Here is an 18,768-nt window from a genome sequence, read left to right as displayed (position 1 = left end):
GCGGGGTGGTCAGATGCCCGATGTATCTATGCCCCAAGTGTCCTTCAGCTTGTAGCCGCCGGGCCAGGGGTCTTCGGGGTCGAGCATGTGCTGGTGGATGCCGGTGATCCACGCGCGGCCGGTGATTTCCGGTACGATGGCGGGCGTGCTTCCGAGCATTGTCTCTTCCGCGATGCGCCCGTCGAAGCGCGAACCGATGATCGAACGCGCGGTGAGCGTGTCGCCTGCCTCCATGCGCCCGCGCGCATGAAGCAACGCCATGTGCGCACTGAGCGCCGTCCCGGTCGGTGAGCGGTCAACCTTGCCGGGTTGGATCGCGACCGCGTGGCGGACTGCAAGTCCCTCGGCGGTTTCCTCCAGCGGCCCCTTGAACAGGCAGAACGAAATATGCCGCCAATCGGCGTTCTCGGGATGGGTGAAGCCAAGCTGTTCGTTGGCGGCATTGGTGATCTTCACGCCGGTTTCTGCGATGGCGCGGGCTTCGTCTGCGATAATGGAGAAGCCCGTCGCTGCCGCATCGACCACCACGAAGCTGTCGCCGCCGAAGGCCGTATCGACGTTGAGCGTGCCGACGCCCGGCACCTCAAGTGCCTGATCCAGCTTGCCCGCAAAGGATGCGACATTGCGAACGGTGATCGACTTCGCCTTGCCACCCTCGCAGCGAGCAGAAATGCGGATCAGCCCGCCGGGAGCTTCCAGGGTCAGTTCGGTCACGGGTTCGTGCATTTCCACGATGCCTGCGTCAAGCAGCACGGTCGCAACGCAGATCGAGTTCGAGCCGGACATCGGCGGCGTATCCTCCGGTTCCATGATGATGAAACCCATCTGCGCGTCCGGGTGCTTGGGCGGAACCAGCAGGTTCACATGGCGAAAGACACCGCCGCGCGGCTCGTTCAGCACGAAGTTGCGCAATGTGCCGTCGCGGGCGATGAAATCGCGCTGCGCCCACAGCGTTTCGCCGGGTGGCGGCGCGACCCCGCCGACGATGACGTCGCCAACCTCGCCTTCCGCGTGGCAGGAGATGACGTGAACTGTCTTGGTGGCGCGCATGGAGAAGCCTTCATTCCAGCATTTTTTGTTGATTGTCTTGGCGCAGAGCATTTGACGCAAGCGGGTGAAGACAGGCCCGCGCGCGATCTCTAAGCTGACGCAAAGTGAAAATCAGCCGACGGGCAGACAATGGCGCGCATTTTCATATCCCATTCCAGCCGCGACAACGCCGCCGCGATGGCGGTGAGCGAGTGGCTCGCCGAGCAGGGTTGGAACGACCTGTTCCTCGACCTCGACCCGCATCGCGGATTGAAGGCGGGCGAGCGCTGGCAGGAAGCGCTGAAACACGCCGCCGAACGCTGCCAGCTCGTGCTGTTCCTCGTCTCGCCGGCTTGGCACGACTCGAAGTGGTGCGTGGCGGAGTTCCTGCTTGCCAAGCAGATGAACAAGCGCATCGCTGCCGCCATCATCGAACCGGTGGACCTTTCCGACCTGCCGAGCGAACTCACCGCCGAATGGCAACTTGTGGATCTCACCGCTGGTGCGCGCGACCACGTGTCGACCGTGCGCCCGCCGCCGGGCGACGAAAGCGTCGAGGTCAAGCTGTCCTCGGACGGGCTGAAGCGTCTGCGCATCGGCCTTGCGGAAGCCGGTCTCGACGCGCGGCACTTCGCGTGGCCCCCGGCGGACGATCCCGACCGCTCGCCCTATCGCGGTCTCAAGGCGCTGGCGGCGGAAGATGCCGGCATCTTCTTCGGGCGCGACGGGCAGATCGTGCTCGGCATGGACGCGATGCGGGGCCTGCGCGAAGCGGCGTCTCCAAGGCTGATGGCCATTCTCGGCGCATCGGGCGCGGGCAAGTCCTCCTTCATGCGGGCCGGACTTTTGCCAAGGCTGACGCGCGAGGATCGCCACTTCCTGCCATTACCGCCGCTTCGGCCGGAGCGTGCCGCGATCACCGGCGAGGAAGGCCTGATCGCTGTTCTTGAAGAGGGCCTTTCGAAGGCGAGCCCACGCCCGACGCGCGCCGAGATACGCAAGGCCATCGAAGCCGGAGCCACCGAGACGGCGGCCCTGCTGAAACGCATTGGCGAGTTTGGCGCGGATGAAGACCGCCCGACACTGGTCTTGCCCATCGACCAGGGCGAGGAACTCTTTGCCGCCGACGGTGCGGAGGAAGCGCACGAATTCCTGACGCTGCTGCGCGAACTGTTGAGCGATGACAGCGTGCCGATGATTGCGCTCTTCACAATCCGCTCGGAGAGCTTCGAGGCGCTGCAATCGGCTGCGGAACTGGAGGGCGTGCGGCGCGTCGCATTCGACCTGCCGCCGATGCCGCGCGGCACCTATTCCGACGTGATCGTCGGTCCGGCGCGGCGGCTCGAAGGCACGGACCGGGCGTTGCGCATCGAGGAGCAACTGGTCGAGCGGCTGCTGGCCGATATCGACCAGGGACGCGGAAAGGACGCGCTGCCGCTGCTCGCCTTCACGCTGGAGCGCCTCTACCGCGAACATGGCGGCGACGGCGATCTCAAGTTGGAGGAATACGAAGACCTCGGCGGCGTCGCGGGGTCCATCGAGGCGGCGGTGAAACAGGCCATGAAGGCCGCCGACACCAACCCGGATATTCCGCGCGGTGAGGCGGAGCGATACGCCCTGCTTCGGCGCGGCATGATCCCGTGGCTTGCTGGCATCGACCCGGAGACCGGCACGCCGCGCCGCCGCGTGGCGCGCCTCGCGGAAATCCCCAAAGACGTGCGCCCGCTGCTGCAACTTCTCGTCGACCAGCGCCTGCTGGCAACCGACATCGCCCGCGACAGCGGCGAGACGACCATCGAGCCGGCACACGAAGCGCTGCTGCGCCAGTGGGGCCTGCTGCAGACATGGCTTGAGGAAGATTCATGGTCGCTGGGCGCTCTCGACATCCTGCGGACTGCCGCGCGCGAATGGCAGGCCAATGACCGTGACGCGGCGTGGCTTGCCCATACCGGCGGGCGGCTGGAGGCGGCAGAGACTGCCTCGGCGCGTCCGGACCTTGCTGGTCTCCTCAGCGAAACGGAGCGCGACTATCTCGATGCCGCGAGGCGGGCTGAAACCGAACGCCGCGAGGCGGAAACGAACCGGTTGAAAAAGGAGCGCCGCCTCTACCGGATGATCGCCGGCGGGTCAGTGGCGGCAGCCCTCGTCATGGGAATCGGGGCCTGGCAGATCTACGGGCTGTACCGCACGGCATCCGCCGACAAGCTGTTCTGGGAAGGCATGATGGCGAGCGCCAGCGGCGACAACGAGAAGTCCGCTGCACTGCTGGAAGAGGCCCGCAACATGGGCCATGCGCGCGCCGCCGTGATGGAGGCGATGCTGGCCAAGGGGGAAGGCGGCGCGGGCACGGACGACGCGCGCTCGGCGGAACTGTTCCAGATCGGCGCCGACCAGGGCGATCCGCTGGCCATGGCGGGCCTTGCCGAGCTCTACCAGACAGGGCGCGGCGTCGAGCAGGACTTTGCAAAGGCCCGCGCGCTCTACCTGCAATCGGCGGAAGCCGGCAACCCGGCATCGTGGGCGAACCTTGCCGACATGGTGCTGAACGAGCATGGCGGCGAGGCCGACCCTGCGCTTGCGATCTCCTACTACGAGCGCGGCGTCGAGGCCGGCAACAGCGATGCCATGAACGGACTTGGCTGGGTGTACCGCCACGGCCATGGCGTGGAGGCTGACGAGGCGAAGGCGCGCGCGCTGTTCGAGCAAGGCGCGCGCAAGGGCAACATCAAGGCGATGAACAACCTCGCCGACAGCTACATCCAGGGCTTCGGGCTGGAGAAGGATTACGCAAAGGCGCTCGAGTGGTCGCAGGCTGCCGCAGAGCAGGGCAGCGACTACGCCATGAACAATGTCGGCTGGATCTACCAGAACGGGCTTGGCGTTGAGGTCGACCACGAACGCGCGCTGGAGCACTACCGCCAGTCAGCGGATCTCGGCAACGCGGACGGGCTGAACTCCGTCGCCACGTTCTACGAGAACGGCGTTGCCGTGCCGCAGGACTTTGCCCAGGCACGCCGCATCTACCAGCAGGCGGCGGACGCGGGACAAGTCTACGCGATGATGAATCTCGCCGGCATGTATTACGACGGGCGCGGCGGCGAGAAGGATCTCGTCCGCGTCGCGGAACTGTCGAAGCAGGCGGCCGAGGGCGGCAACACCTTCGCCTACAATTCGCTGGGCTGGCTGTTGGAGCGCGGCGAGGGCGTGGAGCAGGATATCGACGCCGCGATCCACTGGTACGGCAAGGCGGCGGAAGCCGGCGTCGCGCAAGGCATGTACAATCTCGGGCGCGTGCACATGGAGGGCATCGGCGTCGAGCCGGATGCACTCGCCGGCCTAGCCTATTTCCAGCAGGCTGCCGACAACGGACTGTCGGCGGCTCATGTGAAGCTCGGTGATATACACGCCGAGGGCGAGGTCGTGCCGGCCGACATGGACAAGGCGCTGACGCACTACCGGACCGCCGCCTCGATGAATGATCCCGAAGCGATGCTGAAGCTCGGATTGATGTACCGGGACGGGACCGGCGTGGCAGCCGATCCGCAGGCCGCGCGCCAGTGGCTGGAACGGGCCGCGAAGGCGGGGCACCCGGACGCGACGGCGGCACTTCAACAACTCTCCGCCGTGAGTGGTACGACGGCGCAGTAAGTCAGGCGGAACGCCGAGCCAGCAGCCGCACAACATGGGCCGGGCCATTGTGGCGCGCGCCTTCATCGAGCAGCACTTCACCGCTGACCAGTTCGACGATCTCCAGCCCTTCGCACCACGTCCGCAATTCGGCGAGGTCATAGCGTTTGGCCGTGGTCGAGGGCCCGATGTTCAGGTCGCCGCCGGAGGCGAAGCCTTCCAGCACAAGCCATCCGCCGGGTTTCAGCGCGGCGCGGGCTGTCTCGACCCCAGCGCGGCGCAGCGCTGACGGCCCTTGCAGGTAGAAGACGAAGGCAGCGTCCCACGCTCGGTCCTGAGGGGTCCAAATGGTGACGTCGGCGCAGACGCGTTCGACCGTCACGCCGGAAGCCGCATCGCGGGCACGCGCCAGCCGGGTCGCTTCCTCCGACAGGTCGAGGGCGGTGACGGCGAGTCCGCGTGTTGCGAGCCACGTGCCGTTGCGCCCGTCGCCATCGGCAATGAGTAGCGCGGATACGGGCGCAAAGCCTTCCCGGGCGCTGACCATGCGCAGGTAATCGTTGGGCGCATCACCGAACAGCGCGCCCGCACTTTCGCGGTAGCGCACGTCCCAGTCCTTGCCTTTCTGTCCTGCGCTGGCGTCGGCCATCGGTCGGTCCTTGTCGGTGCTGGCGCGCAGGGTTGCGGGCGGGCATGGCGAAGGCAAGCGATTTCGGGTTATTGATCTGCCATGTTGCAGAGGCCCGAACCGGTGATGGTCGAGCCCGGCGAGGCTCGCCTGCGCCGGCCGATGAGCCTTGCCCGCTGGCGGCTGGTGACGGCTGCCTTCGTGCTGGCGGCGGTTGCAGTCGCCATCGTCGCGACGGTTTCGACCTATCGCTACCTCGTCGACGATGCCTCCCAACGCGGACGCGCGGTGCTCAACTTCCACGCGGAAGCCTTCCAGGGCGCGCTCGACAAGTATCGCATCCTTCCCGCGCTGATGGCGCGGCGGACGCAGGTGCGCGCCATGATCGGCGGGGCAGCCTTCGCGGAGCCGGATGCGTTCGCCGCGCGGCTTTCGGAAAACCTGCTGAGCGAGCACGCCGCGCTGACGGGTGCCTATGCCATTGCCGTCGCCAACACCAATGGCCGCATCATCGCGTCGAGCAATTCCGAACTGCCGGCGCTGGCGGTCGGCTTCGACATGTCCCGCGACACGCATTTCCAGGTGGCAACCGAGGGGCGGCTCGGGCGCGAAACCATCGTCTCCGACAGCGGGCGGCGGCTCTACGTCTTCTCCAGCGCCGTGCGGCAGGCCGGTGCGATCTACGGCGTCGTCAGCGTCGCGGTGGATATCGAGCGGCTCGAGCAGCCATGGGTGCTGACGCGCGATGTCGTGATGGCGTTCCAGCCGGACGGGCTGATCGTTCTGTCCAACCGCGACGATCTTCGGTTGAAGCGGCTGACGGGCGGTGGCGACAATCCAGGCCTCGGCGTGCTGCGATACAGACGCCAGGGCGTGGTGGAGATCGCCGACGAGGCCCTCGCCGGAACCTACGTGATGACGCGCCGGGTGGTGGCTCCGCTCGAATGGACGATGATCGATCTTGTCGATGCCGGTCCGATCATGCAGCGCGCGGTCGCGACCGGCGGGCTGGCCGGACTTGCCGCGCTGTCGCTGGCGCTCGGATCGCTGTTCTTCCTGCAGCGGCGGCAGAACCTGTTCCAGAAGCTGCGCGACGACCGTGCCGGTGCGTTGCGGCTGGAGCGCCTCGTGCGGGAGCGGACCCGCGACCTGCAACAGGCGCACACCGAATTGCTGCAGGCCTCCAAGCTGGCGGCGCTGGGTCAGATGTCGGCCTCCATCGCGCATGAGTTCAACCAGCCGCTGGCGGCGATCCTCTCCAATGCCGACAATGCCGAAACACTGATTTCGCGCGGGCAAGGGGAGCAGGCGCTCGACAACCTGAAACGGATTCGCGGCCTGGTGGAGCGTCTCGGCGGCATCTCGCGTGCGCTGAAGACGTTTGCCCGCAAGCCGCGCGTGCGGCTGCAGCCGACCAGCCTGCGGGCTGCCGTCGATGCGGCCCTCATGGTTCTGCAGCCGCGCAGGCGCGAGAGCGGCGTCGATGTTCGCGTCAGCCATGGCCCGAGCGACCCCGTGCTGCTCGCCGGGATGGTGCGCATGGAACAGGTGGTGGTGAACCTCGTCTCCAATGCCATTGATGCGGCGCTCGCCGCGCACCCCGAAGGCGGCGGTCACGTGGAGGTGGACATCCGCGACGAGGGTGGCGACGGGTTGCTCACCGTGCGCGACAATGGCTCTGGCGTTTCCGTTGCGCCGATGGAAGCCGTGTTCGATCCGTTCGTGACCACCAAGGAAGGCGGCGAAGGCCTTGGCCTGGGGCTTTCCATCACCTTCAACATCATCAAGGATTTCTCCGGCTCCATCGCTGTCATGAACCCGCCTGAAGGCGGTGCGTGCTTTACGGTGCGCGTGCCGCTGGCCGATGCGGTGAGCGAGGCAGCGCAATGAGCAGCGATCCGGAAATCCTGCTGGTGGACGATGATGACGACCTGCGGCTGACGCTGGCGCAGGGGCTGGAACTTGCAGGTTTCCGGGTCGCAGCCTTCAACCGGGGCGAGCCGGCGCTCGAACACATCACGCCGGGTTTTGCCGGCGCGCTCATCAGCGACATTCGCCTGCCCGGCATGGACGGCAGTGCGGTGATGAAGGCTGCCCTGGAGATCGATGCGTCGATACCCGTCGTGCTCATCACCGGGCATGGCGACGTGTCGCTGGCGGTCGAGTCCATGAAGGCGGGTGCCTACGACTTCATCGAGAAGCCTTTCCCGACGTCGGAACTGGAAGCAGTGGTCGCCCGCGCGCTGGAGCGGCGCAGGCTGATGCTGGAGAACAGGACGCTGCGCGAACAGCTTTCCGGCGTCACTGGGCTGGAGGAGCGGATCGTCGGGCGCTCGCCCATCGCGGTGGACCTGCGCAAGCAGGTGTCCATGGTGGCGGCGAGTGACGCGGACGTGCTGATCCTTGGCGAAACGGGCGTCGGCAAGGATGTCGTCGCGCGCGCGCTGCACGATACGGGGCCGCGTGCCGCCAAGCCGTTCGTGGCGCTCAACTGTGCGGCATTGCCGGCGCAGCTCATCGAATCGGAACTGTTCGGGCATCTCGCCGGGGCCTTCAACGGCGCGCGCGAGATGCGCATCGGCAAGCTCGAACACGCAAATGGCGGCACGGTGCTGCTGGATGAAATCGACTCCATGCCGCTCGACCTGCAGGCGAAGCTGCTGCGGGTAATCGAGACCCGTTCGCTGGAAAAGCTCGGCTCCAACAAGACCGTCGCGCTGGACCTGCGCTTTCTTGCCGCGTCCAAGGCAGACCTGCAGAAGCTGAGCGAGGCGGGCGGATTTCGCGAAGACCTCTACTACCGGCTGAACGTGGTGACGATCGCGGTGCCGCCGCTCTCGGCGCGGCGCGGCGACATCCCCCTGCTGCTGCACCACCTGATGCGCAAGGCCCGCGCCCGCTACCGCCGCGAGATTCCCGATATCCCGCCGGCGGTGCTGACGGCGCTGTCGGCGGCGGACTGGCCGGGCAACGTGCGCGAGTTGCGCAACATCGCCGACAGGCTGGTGCTTGGTGTCCTGAAACCGGAAGACCTCGCCGGCGAGGGAGACGCGGAACGCTTCTTCGGCGACGGCACCCTTGCCGAGCAGGTCGGTGCGTTCGAGCGTGCCGTCATCGCCCGGTCGCTGTCGGCCAATGAAGGCCGTATCAAGCCGACTTACGAGGCGCTGCGGGTGTCTCGAAAGACGCTCTACGACAAGATGCGCAAGCACGGCATCTCCGCGGACGATCCGGGCGATGTGTAGGTTTCCACACATTTCGGCCATGATCGTGTAGGGATTTCGACACATTCGACCGCGAGTGCGGGGCGCGTTTTCGGCGTTAAGCTTTTGTTAAAACAGTGGATTTTACGCCGTATCCGGCTGCCCTTGCGCCCGTGTTAGAATCCCTCCCACGCGGCGCCCCCATACGTGCGCCGCAATGAATGACCCGGATCAGCCGGGTATCGTCCTGATTGGGAGGAACATCTATGAAACGGATTCTCGGGGCCGCTGCTGCGGTCGCGCTCACCTTCTCTGCCTCGTCTGCCCTCGCGAATTGCGACGACGGCGAGATGGTCATCAAGTTCAGTCACGTTGTCGCCGCGACCGGCCACCCCAAGGGTGATGCCGCAACGATGCTCGCCGAGCGCGTGAACGAGGAAATGAACGGCACCGCCTGCATGGAGGTCTTCGCGAACTCCACGCTGTATGACGACGACAAGGTGCTGGAAGCCCTGCTGCTCGGCGACGTGCAGCTTGCCGCTCCGTCGCTGTCGAAGTTCGAGGCGTATACGCTCAAGTATCGTCTGTTCGACCTGCCGTTCCTGTTCTCCAGCCTCGGCGCGGTCAACACCTTCAACAACTCCGACTCCGGCAAGGGCATGCTCAAGGCCATGGAAGGCGAAGGCTATACTGGCCTTGGTTACTGGCTGTCGGGCCTGAAGCAGTTCTCGGCCAAGAAGCCGCTGCTGGTGCCTGAAGATGCCAACGGCCTGAAGTTCCGCGTGCAGACCTCCGACGTCGCGGTCGCGATGATCGAGGCGATGGGCGCGTCCGCTCAGAAGCTCGCCTTCAAGGAAGTCTACGGCGCGCTGCAGACCGGCGTTGTCGACGGACAGGAGAACACCTGGTCGAACATCTACACCCAGAAGTTCTTCGAAGTTCAGGACGGCATCACCGAGACAAACCACCAGGTTCTCGCTTACCTGCTCGTCACCTCCAAGGAGTGGCTGGACGGGCTTGAGCCGGCGGTTCGCGATCAGTTTGTGACGATCGTCGACGAAGTCACGCAGGCCGCGAACGACGCCGTGGGCGAGACCGAATCCAAGAACCGCCAGAACATCCTGGACGCCGGCGGCGAGATCCGTGAACTCGATGCCAGCCAGCGCGAAGCGTGGGTCTCCGCGATGAAGCCGGTCTGGAGCCAGTTCGAAGGCGACATCGGCAAGGACCTGATCGACGCGGCCGTTTCTGCAAACGGCACCAACTGATCCTGCTTTAATCGAGACGACCGGTCCGGGTGGCGCGGTGCGCTGCCCGGATCCATAACGGGACCGCGGCGGGGCTCACGCGCGCCGGAGGAGCCCGGAATCCGGGGGGATTTCGATGTCGATCAACTGGGCCATCATCTGGCCATACCTGGCTCTGCTCCTCATCGTCCTTGGCTTGTGGGCCTGGGAGCGCAAGCGCCCCGAGGCTGTCGCCAAGTTCGAGGAGACCGTGGTTGCCGCCCTGCTGGCGATCATTACCCTCGTTGCCTTCGTGCAGGTCATCCTGCGCTACGGTTTCAACACCGGCATGCAGGGTGCCCTCGAATTCCAGCGTGTCGCCTTCGCCTGGCTGATCCTGTTCGGGATGAGCTACGGCATCAAGATCGGCTCGCATCTCGGCGTCGATGCCGTTATCCGCCTGCTGCCCGCCACCGTGTTCCGCGGGGTCGCGCTGATCGGCGCAATCGCGGTGTTCCTCTACGCGGCGATCCTGCTCAACGCATCCTGGCTGAACCTCTTCGGCGCGGACCTGTCGACCAACTGGCGGCAGACCGGCGCTGTCGGCTACTGGACGTTCATGTTCGAGCGGGGTACCGGCCTCGACGAACTGAAGTGGCCGGAATTCCTGCAACCTCTCACGGGCCAGGAACGGGTCCAGCGCTGGGTTGCCTATCTCATGCTGCCGATCGGGCTTGCGCTGCTGGTGTTCCGCAGCCTGCAGGCGATCGTGGCAATCTGGAAGGGCGAGCGCGAGCTGGTGATCGCCGGACATGAAGCCGAAGACCTTGTGGCCGAACACAAGGACGATCTCGGCGACGAGATGAAGGCTTAAGTCCCATGGAAATCGCAGTCCTTTTCGGAATGGTGCTGGGGCTTCTGTTCCTCGGCGCACCGGTGGCCGTGTCGCTCGGCCTGTCCTCCATCATGGTGATCGCGTACTTCTCCAACGACTCCATGTCGTCGGTGGCGTTGCAGCTGTTCACCGCCTCGCAGAACTACACCCTGCTGGCGATCCCGTTCTTCATCCTGGCCTCGGCCTTCATGTCGACGGGCGGCGTGGCACGGCGCATCATCCGGTTCGCCATCGCGACCGTCGGGCATTTCCGTGGCGGCCTCGCCATGGCGAGCGTGCTCGCCTGCATGATGTTCGCAGCCCTCTCCGGCTCTTCGCCCGCAACCGTGGTCGCCATCGGCACAATTGCAATCGCCGGCATGCGGCAGGTCGGGTACAGCAAGGATTTCGCGGCCGGCATCATCGCCAATGCCGGCACGCTCGGCATCCTGATCCCGCCGTCCATCGTGATGGTCGTGTACTCGGCAGCGACCGACGTTTCGGTCGGGCGCATGTTCCTCGCCGGTGTCGTGCCGGGCATCGTTGCCGGTGCCATGCTGATGGGCGCGATCTACATCATCGCGCGCCGCCGCAACCTGCCGGCCGAGGAGTGGAAGGGCTTCCACGAGATCATCGAGGGCGGCAAGCAGGCCGGCTGGGGTCTCTTCCTCATCATCATCATCATCGGCGGCATCTATGGCGGCGTCTTCACGCCGACGGAAGCCGCTGCCGTGGCGGCTGTATATGCCTTCCTCGTGTCGCTGTTCGTCTACCGCGACATGGGCCCGATGAAGGGCATCGCGTGGGTAGAGGACACCGACAGCCGGCGTGCCCGCGTCGGGTTCTCCGCGACGGTCTATGCCATCTCGTTCTTCTTCGTGTGGATGATCTTGACCTTCTTCGTCACGGCGGACTGGGAAAACGTGACGGCGACCTCGCGCGCGCTGGTCGGCCTCGTGCTGTCGCTCGGCATCATGATCGCCTACGCCCTGTGGCGCGGTGACGGCGGCAACCTGCTCGGGTACCTGTCGTCGGGCTTTCCGATCTGGTGGCGCAACCTCGGCCTGATGGGGCGCAATTCCTTCCGCACCTTCTTCCACGACGAAACCCGCAAGGTGCTGGTGGACGCGGCCAAGACGACGCTGATGCTGATGTTCATCATCGTCAACGCGCTGCTGTTTGCCCACGTGCTGACCTCGGAGCGCATCCCGGACGCCATCACCGCGCTGATGCTCGACTACGGTTTCAACTGGTTCACGTTCCTGATCGCCGTCAACGTGCTGCTGCTGCTCGGCGGGCAGTTCATGGAGCCGTCGGGCCTACTGCTGATCGTTGCGCCGGTGGTGTTCCCCATCGCCATGCAGCTCGGCGTCGACCCGGTCCACCTTGGCATCATCATGGTGGTGAACATGGAAATCGGCATGATCACCCCGCCGATCGGGCTGAACCTGTTCGTGACATCGGGCATCACCGGCATGAGCCTCGTTCAGGTCGTGCGGGCCGCGGCGCCCTTCGTGGCGGTGCTGTTCGTGTTCCTGATCCTGGTGACCTACGTCCCGGCCATCTCCATCACGCTGCCCTACGCGCTGATGGGACCGGAACTCGTCACGCGCTGAGGAAAATCGTCAACCATCGCAGGCCCATGACCCTTGTTATGGGGGCGTTGCACACATAGCTGAAGGTCACTTCGACCTTCAGCCATGCAACGTCAGGATTGCGACAATGATCGATGCCAAGGCCCTGCTCGACCAGTACCTGGGAGCGGACACCTCGCAGCGCGTGGAGCGTCACGCCAACGACCTCAAGACGCGCGCGCAGAACAACCCGCTCGCCGCAACGGCCATCGCAGGCGGCATCGCCTCGCTGCTGCTGGGCACCAAGACGGGCCGCAAGCTGGGCGGCAAGGCGCTGAAATATGGCGGCATGGCCGCCGTCGCGGGCCTTGCCTACAAGGCCTACCAGGACTGGCAGGCCAAGCAGAACGGCAATCAGCGCCCCGGCGGAGAGCCGGTGATGCTGCCGCCGGAAGACACTGACTTCATCCCGGATCGCGGCCACGAGCAGGATCGTGCGCAGTCGCTCATCGTCGCGATGATCCAGGCCGCCAAGGCCGACGGGCACATCGATGACGAGGAACGCTCCCGCATCATCGGCAAGGTCGATACGCTCGGCCTCGGCGAGGAGGAGCTGGAATTCGTCATCCGGGAAATCCGCGCGCCGCTCGACGTGGACAAGGTCGTGAAGGCCGCCACCAGCCCGGAAGTCGCGATGGAGCTCTACACCGCCTCCAGCGTGGCGGTGGACATCGACCATCCGGCGGAGCGCGCCTATCTCGACATGCTGGCCGCCCGGCTCAACATCGACCCGGCCCTGAAAGAGAGCCTCGACGAGACGATCGGCGCGGCGCGCGAGACCGTCTAGCCGCGTTCGTTCAGGAAAGCCTCGAACCGGTCCATGGCCTCGGCGATCCGGCTTTCGGAGTTGGCGTAGGAGACCCGCAGGTAGCCTTCGCCCAGCGTGCCGAAATCCGGGCCGCCGATTGTCGCAACGCCGGTCTTTTCCAGCAGGTCGGATGCCAGCCGCTTGGCGGGTGTTCCCAGTGCCGAGACGTTGGGGAACGCATAGAACGCGCCGCCCGGCGTGGCACAGGTGACGCCCGGCAAGGCGTTAAGCCGCTCGACGACGAGCGCACGGCGGCGCTCGAACGCTGCCATCATTTCCGACACGCAGTCCTGCGGGCCTTCCAGCGCGGCCAACCCGCCGTGCTGGGCGGTGGCGTTCACGCAGGACCACGAGTTGACCGCCAGCTTGCGCGCCTTGTCGGCCAGTGCATCCGGCCAGACCGAATAGCCGAGCCGCCAGCCTGTCATCGCGTAGGTCTTGGACCAGCCGTCGAGCAGGATCAGCCGGTCGCGCAGCTGCGGATAGGTCAGCAGGCTGCGGTGTTCCAGCCCGTCATAGGTCATCTGGCCGTAGATCTCGTCGGACAGGATAGCAACGTTCGGGTGCGCCTCAAGCCCGGCAACGAGCGCGTCGATTTCTTCCGGCGGCGTGACACCGCCGGTGGGGTTTGCCGGCGAGTTCAGGATGATCAGCCGGGTCTTGTTCGTGATGAGCGACAGGGTTTCATCCGCCGAAAACGCGAAGCCGCTTTCCTCGCGCATGGGGATCGGGACGGGCTTTGCGCCGGTGAACTCGATCATCGAGCGATAGATCGGGAAGCCGGGGTCTGGATACATGATCTCGACGCCGGGCTGGCCGAACATCAGGATCGCGGCGAACATCGTCACCTTGCCGCCCGGCACGATCATCACGTTGTCGGGGTCAACCTCGACAGACAGCCGCCGGTGCAGGTCGGCGCAGACGGCGGCGCGCAGCGGTGCGATGCCGTTGGCGGCCGTGTAACCGTGGTGGCCGTCGCGCAGCGAGCGGACGGCGGCCTCGACGATGTGCGGCGGGGTCGGGAAATCCGGCTGGCCGATGCCGAGATTGATGATGTCCATGCCCTTGTCGCCAAGGGCGGTTGCGCGGGCGAGGACGGCAAAGGCGTTCTCATCGCCGATGCGGTCGAAACCGTCGATCGTGTCGAGCAATTGATGCAGCTCCAGGGCCTTCAGGCTTCGGGCGCGGCCAGATTTGTCGACACCTGGCCGAGCAGCTTCGAAAACCGTTTGCGGTCACGTTCTTCCAGACCGCTCATAGCTTCCTTTTCGAGCCGCTTCCACAGCTTCTTGAGGCTGGTTGCCTTCTCGCGGCCAAGGTCGGTGAGCGTGACGGTGAAGCTGCGCTTGTCCTGTTCGGCGGTCGAGCGCGTCAGCAACCCTTGCGTTCCCATGCGGGCGATCATCTTGGTGATGGTCGGCGGCTTGACGCCAAGTGCAACGGACAAGGCCGTCATGGACTGGCCGTCATTGTCGGCCAGCGACAGCAGAACCGTTTCCTGTCCGGGATGGATGCCGATTTCGGCCAGGTAACTTGCCGCGCGCGTACGGTGCAGCCGTGCAGCGCGCAACAGCTGATAACTCAAAGAGTCCTCGTACCAGCTCTTCATGGCAGCCCCGTCCCCCTCGGGTCAGCCGGACCTTGAATGCCGACACGTAAAGTGTGGACTGTTCAGCCCCTCGGGTCAAATACCGTAACGGTCAAAAACTTGAGATCGTCACGGATTTGCGAGTGTTTGGGACAGTTTTCGCGCAACATTCAGGTATTCGGCGCTTTCCCGATAGGTCGCGTCGCGGACCACGTCCGGCAAATCGATGGTGGTGCTGACGTTTGCCGGGCTGCCGGACAGGATCGCGACGCGCTGCGACATGAAGGCGGCCTCGAACACGGAATGCGTGACGAGGACCACCGTCAGTCCGCGCGTCTGCCACAGGTCGAGGATCTCATCGTTGAGGCGGAAACGCGTCATCTCGTCCAGCGCGCCGAAGGGTTCGTCCAGCAGCAACAGGCGGGGGCGGGTGACGAGTGCGCGGGCAATGGAGACGCGCATCGCCATGCCGCCGGAAAGCTCTTTCGGCAGCGCGTCGGCACGGTTCGACAGCCCGACCGTTTCCAGCGCGGCATCGATCTCTGGCGTCGCATCGCGGCGAGAGACACCGGCAAAGCGCAGCGGTAGCCAGACATTGTCGCGCACGCTTGCCCAGTCCATCAGGGCGGCATCCTGGAAGACCATCGCCGTGCCGCCGCGCCGGGAAATGTCCGCGTCGCGTTCGATGGTGCCGGAAGTCGGAGCCAGCAGGCCCGCCATCAGCCGCAGGATGGTGGACTTGCCTGTTCCCGATGCGCCCAGGAGCGTGAGGAATTCGCCGGTCCGCACGGTCAGGTCGAGGTGCTTCAGTGCGGTCACCTCGCCGTCGAACGTCACCTCGACATCATCGAGGCGAAGGGCCGTCTGGCCTGCGTCGGCGCGCGCGGGTGGCGGTGGGGCGTTCATCCTCAACAGGTAAACCGGGCGGTGAAGGATTGCCAGAGACGCGGTGCCGCCGGTAGCGTGCGCCCGACATTGGCGAGGAAAGCCGGAAGAGACATGAGCACAGACGGTCAGAAGCGCGGCAAGTGGCGCCGGTGGAGCGAGACGGGACGCGCGGACCTTGAGCGGATCGACCTTGCCTCGGCGGTCGCGATCCTGCCGGTCGCGGCGGTGGAGCAGCATGGCCCGCACCTGCCGTTCGGCACGGACCTGATCCTCAACGACATGCTGCTCGACCGGGTTCAGGCCCTGTGGGGCGGGGCGTGTGACGTGCTGTCGTGTCCCTGCCTGCCGGTTGGCAAGAGCGACGAGCACGAGCGTTTCGCGGGCACATTGTCGCTCGACGCACGCACGCTCACCGACACGCTGGTCGAGATCGGTCACGGGATCGCGGCATCGGGTATCCGCCGGCTGCTGATCCTGTCCTCCCACGGCGGCAACTCGGAAAGCATGGGCATCGCCGCGCGGCAATTGCGCATGGATGCGGACATGTTCGTCGTGCCGACGAGCTTCATGCGGATGGGTTTGCCGGACGGGGTGATCGACCCGGATGAAGCGCGCTTCGGCATCCATGGCGGCGACATCGAGACGTCGCTGATGCTGCACCTGCGCCCGGACCTCGTGAACATGGACGCGGCGGACAACTTCATGTCCTCGGCACAAGCCATGGAGAGCGAGTTCGAGATTCTTCGCGGCAACGGGCCGACCGGGTTCGCCTGGGCGACGGGCGACCTCAACGCCAGCGGCGCGGTGGGAAACGCGGCAGCCGCGACGGCGGAGAAGGGCGCGGCCATCGCCGACCACCAGGCGAAACGGCTCGCGACACTGATCGCCGAAATCTCCACCTTCGATCTCGACCGCCTCACCGACTGACCACCTCTTGACCTTCCAGTTACTGGAAGCCCTATCTGTCGTCCAACAGGCAGATCAGGAGCCAGATCGATGAAGCGCGACGAAACAATCGCGACCCCCCAAGGCACATCGGCGGACGCCACACGCCAGATCACGCTCGACGTGGACGGCATGAGCTGCGCGGGCTGCGTCTCGCGGGTGGAAAAGGCGCTTGCCGCCGTTCCCGGCGTGCAGGAAGCCAACATCAACCTCGCGCTGGCGCGCGCCGACATTCGCTACGCGGGCGACCGCAGCGATGCCGGTGACGCACTGGCGCAAGCGGTTCAGGAGGCCGGCTATACCGCCCGGCCCCGCAGCAAGGACGCGGCTGAGCGCGCCCGGGCACGTGAGCGCGCCGAGACGGAAGCGCGTGGCAAGATGCGCCGCGAAGTCGTGCTGCTGGTCATCGCCACGCTGCTGACCCTGCCGCTGGTGGTGCCGATGATCGGCATGGTTGCCGGGCAGGCGTGGCACCTGCCGGTTTTCGTGGAAGCGGTACTCGGTACCATCGTTCAGTTTGCCGTTGGCGCGCGCTTCTATCGCGGCGCATGGAAGGCGCTGAAGACCGGCAGCTTCACCATGGACACGCTCGTCGCGGTGGGGACCACCGCCGCGTGGGGCTACAGCCTCGTGCTGGTTGTCATGCAGGGCGCGGGCGCGCGCGGCCACCTCTATTTCGAGGGGGCGGCCGTCATCCTGACGCTGGTGCTTTTCGGCAAGGTTCTGGAAACGCGAGCCAAGGCGAGAGCGGGTGATGCCATTCGCGCGCTTGCCTCGCTGCGCCCGCAGAGTGCGCGCGTGATCGAAAACGGCCACGAGCGCGAGGTCGCGGTCGGCGATCTCGTCACCGGCATGCAGGTCGCGGTCGCGCCGGGCGCGCGCATTCCCGTCGACGGTGTCGTGTCGTCCGGCGTTTCGGAGGTCGACGAGTCGCTCGTCACCGGCGAGAGCCACCCCGTCCTCAAGGAAACCGGCGCGCGCGTCGTGGAAGGCACGGTCAACGGCAACGGGCGGCTGGTGATCGACGTAACCGCCACCGGCGAAGACACGACGATCGCGCGCATGTTGCGCATGGTCGAGGCCGCGCAATCGGGCAAGGCACCGGTCCAGAAGCTGGTGGACCGGATAGCGGGCGTGTTCGTGCCCGCCGTTCTCGTGCTGGCCGTCATCACGTTTGCCGGTTGGCTGATCGTCGGCGGCACATTCGAGACGGCACTGGTTGCCGCCGTCTCCGTCCTCGTCATCGCGTGCCCCTGCGCGCTCGGCCTTGCGGCACCCACGGCGCTGTTGGCCGGTACCGGCGCTGCGGCGCGTTCGGGCATCCTCGTGCGCGACATCGAGGCGCTGGAAGCCGTGGCGCGTGCCGACACGTTCGTCTTCGACAAGACCGGCACCCTGACGCTCGGCGAGCCGCGCGTGGCGACCATTCAGCCGAGCGGCGTCAGCGAGGACGACCTCGTCGGGCTGGCGGCAGCCATCCAGCAGGGCAATGCGCACCCGCTGGCACGCGGACTTCTGGACGAAGCCGAGGCACGCGGACTGGGCCTTGCAGAAGCAAGCGATGTCTCGGCTGCCCCCGGCAAGGGTGTCGAAGGCCGCGTCGGGGGGCAGGCGATCATTGCCGGACAGCCGGATTTCCTCGTCGAACGCGGCATACCGGGTGTGGCATCCCGGCTGAACGATCCGGCTGCAACGCCGGTCGCCGTGGCGCGGGATGGTGTCTTCATCGGCCTGATCGGTTTGCGGGACCAGCCGCGCGCGGAAGCTGCAAGCGCCATGGCGCAACTGGCGGCGCGCAACATCCGCACAAGGATGCTGACCGGCGACCTAGAGGACGCCGCGCGGATCGTCGCGTCGGAAACCGGCGTTGCGGACTTCGCCGCCCGGATGAAGCCCGACGGCAAGTCGCGCGAGATCGCCCGCCTGCAGGGCGAGGGGAAGACGGTTGCGATGGTCGGCGACGGGATCAACGACGCCCCGGCGCTGGCGACAGCGGATGTCGGGATCGCCATGGGATCGGGCAGTGACGTTGCGCTGGAAACCGCCGACATCGCGCTGATGCGCTCCGACCTGCGGCTGGTGCCGGCGACCTGCGACATCGCGAAGCGGACGCTGTCGAAGATCCGGCAGAACCTGTTCTGGGCCTTCGTCTACAACGTGGTCGGCATTCCGCTGGCAGCACTCGGGCTGCTGACACCTGCGGTTGCCGGGGCGGCGATGGCGATGAGTTCGGTGTCGGTCGTGTCGAATGCGGCGCTGCTGTCGCGCTGGAAGCCGAAACTCGAAGAATAGAACTTCGGATGCCTTCATTCCGGCGC

14 protein-coding genes are annotated in these 18,768 nt (G+C 66.0%); 9 read left to right on the top strand and 5 right to left on the bottom strand.

Annotated features, from left to right (window positions below; all coding sequences use genetic code 11):
- Positions 1-9: 9 nt before the first annotated feature.
- Positions 10-1,050: a trans-3-hydroxy-L-proline dehydratase gene (locus tag ACKTEK_RS12725; RefSeq protein WP_409165674.1), complete on the bottom strand. Its 1,041-nt coding sequence runs from the start codon at positions 1,048-1,050 to the stop codon at positions 10-12.
- Between the two features lie 129 nt (positions 1,051-1,179).
- Here ACKTEK_RS12725 and ACKTEK_RS12720 point away from each other — a divergent pair, with 129 nt between their 5' ends.
- On the top strand, positions 1,180-4,677 hold the full coding sequence (locus ACKTEK_RS12720; RefSeq protein ID WP_409165673.1) for a TIR domain-containing protein: 3,498 nt from the start codon (positions 1,180-1,182) through the stop codon (positions 4,675-4,677).
- Position 4,678: 1 nt separating this feature from the next.
- Here ACKTEK_RS12720 and ACKTEK_RS12715 read toward each other — a convergent pair whose 3' ends face one another.
- Entirely contained in the window at positions 4,679-5,305 is a 627-nt protein-coding gene (locus ACKTEK_RS12715) for a class I SAM-dependent methyltransferase (RefSeq protein ID WP_409165672.1), read from the bottom strand.
- An 81-nt stretch (positions 5,306-5,386) separates the two neighbouring features.
- On the opposite strand from ACKTEK_RS12715, the gene ACKTEK_RS12710 reads away from it, so the two are divergent.
- The 6 genes from ACKTEK_RS12710 to ACKTEK_RS12685 all read left to right on the top strand — a co-directional run bounded on the left by ACKTEK_RS12710 (position 5,387) and on the right by ACKTEK_RS12685 (position 13,008).
- Positions 5,387-7,174 (top strand): ATP-binding protein, encoded by a 1,788-nt coding sequence (locus ACKTEK_RS12710; RefSeq protein WP_409165671.1) that lies wholly within the window; start codon positions 5,387-5,389, stop codon positions 7,172-7,174.
- The gene (locus tag ACKTEK_RS12705) at positions 7,171-8,529 is read left to right on the top strand and encodes a sigma-54-dependent transcriptional regulator (protein ID WP_409165670.1); all 1,359 of its coding nucleotides are present in this window, start codon (positions 7,171-7,173) and stop codon (positions 8,527-8,529) included. The genes ACKTEK_RS12710 and ACKTEK_RS12705 overlap by 4 nt, the downstream gene beginning before the upstream one ends.
- A gap of 224 nt (positions 8,530-8,753) precedes the next feature.
- Positions 8,754-9,755, top strand: coding sequence for a DctP family TRAP transporter solute-binding subunit (locus ACKTEK_RS12700; protein WP_409165669.1), 1,002 nt, complete (start codon positions 8,754-8,756; stop codon positions 9,753-9,755).
- Positions 9,756-9,870: 115 nt separating this feature from the next.
- Complete coding sequence (locus ACKTEK_RS12695) at positions 9,871-10,587, top strand: TRAP transporter small permease (protein ID WP_409165668.1); 717 nt, start codon at positions 9,871-9,873, stop codon at positions 10,585-10,587.
- A 5-nt stretch (positions 10,588-10,592) separates the two neighbouring features.
- On the top strand, positions 10,593-12,203 hold the full coding sequence (locus ACKTEK_RS12690; RefSeq protein WP_409165667.1) for a TRAP transporter large permease: 1,611 nt from the start codon (positions 10,593-10,595) through the stop codon (positions 12,201-12,203).
- A gap of 106 nt (positions 12,204-12,309) precedes the next feature.
- Positions 12,310-13,008, top strand: a complete 699-nt coding sequence (locus tag ACKTEK_RS12685; protein WP_409165666.1) for a tellurite resistance TerB family protein — start codon at positions 12,310-12,312, stop codon at positions 13,006-13,008.
- Here ACKTEK_RS12685 and ACKTEK_RS12680 read toward each other — a convergent pair.
- The 3 genes from ACKTEK_RS12680 to ACKTEK_RS12670 form a co-directional block, all read right to left on the bottom strand.
- Positions 13,005-14,180, bottom strand: coding sequence for a pyridoxal phosphate-dependent aminotransferase (locus ACKTEK_RS12680; protein WP_409165665.1), 1,176 nt, complete (start codon positions 14,178-14,180; stop codon positions 13,005-13,007). The two genes, ACKTEK_RS12685 and ACKTEK_RS12680, sit on opposite strands and share 4 nt — an antisense overlap.
- Before the next feature lie 20 nt (positions 14,181-14,200).
- Positions 14,201-14,614 carry a MarR family winged helix-turn-helix transcriptional regulator gene (locus tag ACKTEK_RS12675; RefSeq protein ID WP_409165664.1) on the bottom strand — a complete coding sequence of 138 codons (414 nt, stop codon included), beginning with the start codon at positions 14,612-14,614 and terminating at the stop codon, positions 14,201-14,203.
- A gap of 132 nt (positions 14,615-14,746) precedes the next feature.
- Complete coding sequence (locus tag ACKTEK_RS12670; protein WP_409165663.1) at positions 14,747-15,523, bottom strand: ABC transporter ATP-binding protein; 777 nt, start codon at positions 15,521-15,523, stop codon at positions 14,747-14,749.
- Positions 15,524-15,616: 93 nt separating this feature from the next.
- Here ACKTEK_RS12670 and ACKTEK_RS12665 point away from each other — a divergent pair, with 93 nt between their 5' ends.
- Both ACKTEK_RS12665 and ACKTEK_RS12660 read left to right on the top strand, forming a co-directional pair.
- Positions 15,617-16,432, top strand: coding sequence for a creatininase family protein (locus tag ACKTEK_RS12665; RefSeq protein WP_409165662.1), 816 nt, complete (start codon positions 15,617-15,619; stop codon positions 16,430-16,432).
- 69 nt (positions 16,433-16,501) lie between these two features.
- Positions 16,502-18,742, top strand: a complete 2,241-nt coding sequence (locus tag ACKTEK_RS12660) for a heavy metal translocating P-type ATPase (protein ID WP_409165661.1) — start codon at positions 16,502-16,504, stop codon at positions 18,740-18,742.
- Positions 18,743-18,768 lie beyond the last annotated feature (26 nt).

The sequence above is a fragment of the Tepidamorphus sp. 3E244 genome, from assembly GCF_046159835.1.
Taxonomy (GTDB): domain Bacteria; phylum Pseudomonadota; class Alphaproteobacteria; order Rhizobiales; family Tepidamorphaceae; genus JACKJK01.
This window is presented reverse-complemented; position numbering and strand designations above follow the sequence as displayed.

Bases quoted from the DNA above. Each gene is read 5' to 3' on its own strand.
- ACKTEK_RS12725 (WP_409165674.1), bottom strand. From the start codon at position 1,050: ATGCGCGCCACCAAGACAGTTCACGTCATCTCCTGCCACGCGGAAGGC.
- ACKTEK_RS12720 (WP_409165673.1), top strand. From the start codon at position 1,180: ATGGCGCGCATTTTCATATCCCATTCCAGCCGCGACAACGCCGCCGCG.
- ACKTEK_RS12715 (WP_409165672.1), bottom strand. From the start codon at position 5,305: ATGGCCGACGCCAGCGCAGGACAGAAAGGCAAGGACTGGGACGTGCGC.
- ACKTEK_RS12710 (WP_409165671.1), top strand. From the start codon at position 5,387: ATGTTGCAGAGGCCCGAACCGGTGATGGTCGAGCCCGGCGAGGCTCGC.
- ACKTEK_RS12705 (WP_409165670.1), top strand. From the start codon at position 7,171: ATGAGCAGCGATCCGGAAATCCTGCTGGTGGACGATGATGACGACCTG.
- ACKTEK_RS12700 (WP_409165669.1), top strand. From the start codon at position 8,754: ATGAAACGGATTCTCGGGGCCGCTGCTGCGGTCGCGCTCACCTTCTCT.
- ACKTEK_RS12695 (WP_409165668.1), top strand. From the start codon at position 9,871: ATGTCGATCAACTGGGCCATCATCTGGCCATACCTGGCTCTGCTCCTC.
- ACKTEK_RS12690 (WP_409165667.1), top strand. From the start codon at position 10,593: ATGGAAATCGCAGTCCTTTTCGGAATGGTGCTGGGGCTTCTGTTCCTC.
- ACKTEK_RS12685 (WP_409165666.1), top strand. From the start codon at position 12,310: ATGATCGATGCCAAGGCCCTGCTCGACCAGTACCTGGGAGCGGACACC.
- ACKTEK_RS12670 (WP_409165663.1), bottom strand. From the start codon at position 15,523: ATGAACGCCCCACCGCCACCCGCGCGCGCCGACGCAGGCCAGACGGCC.
- ACKTEK_RS12665 (WP_409165662.1), top strand. From the start codon at position 15,617: ATGAGCACAGACGGTCAGAAGCGCGGCAAGTGGCGCCGGTGGAGCGAG.
- ACKTEK_RS12660 (WP_409165661.1), top strand. From the start codon at position 16,502: ATGAAGCGCGACGAAACAATCGCGACCCCCCAAGGCACATCGGCGGAC.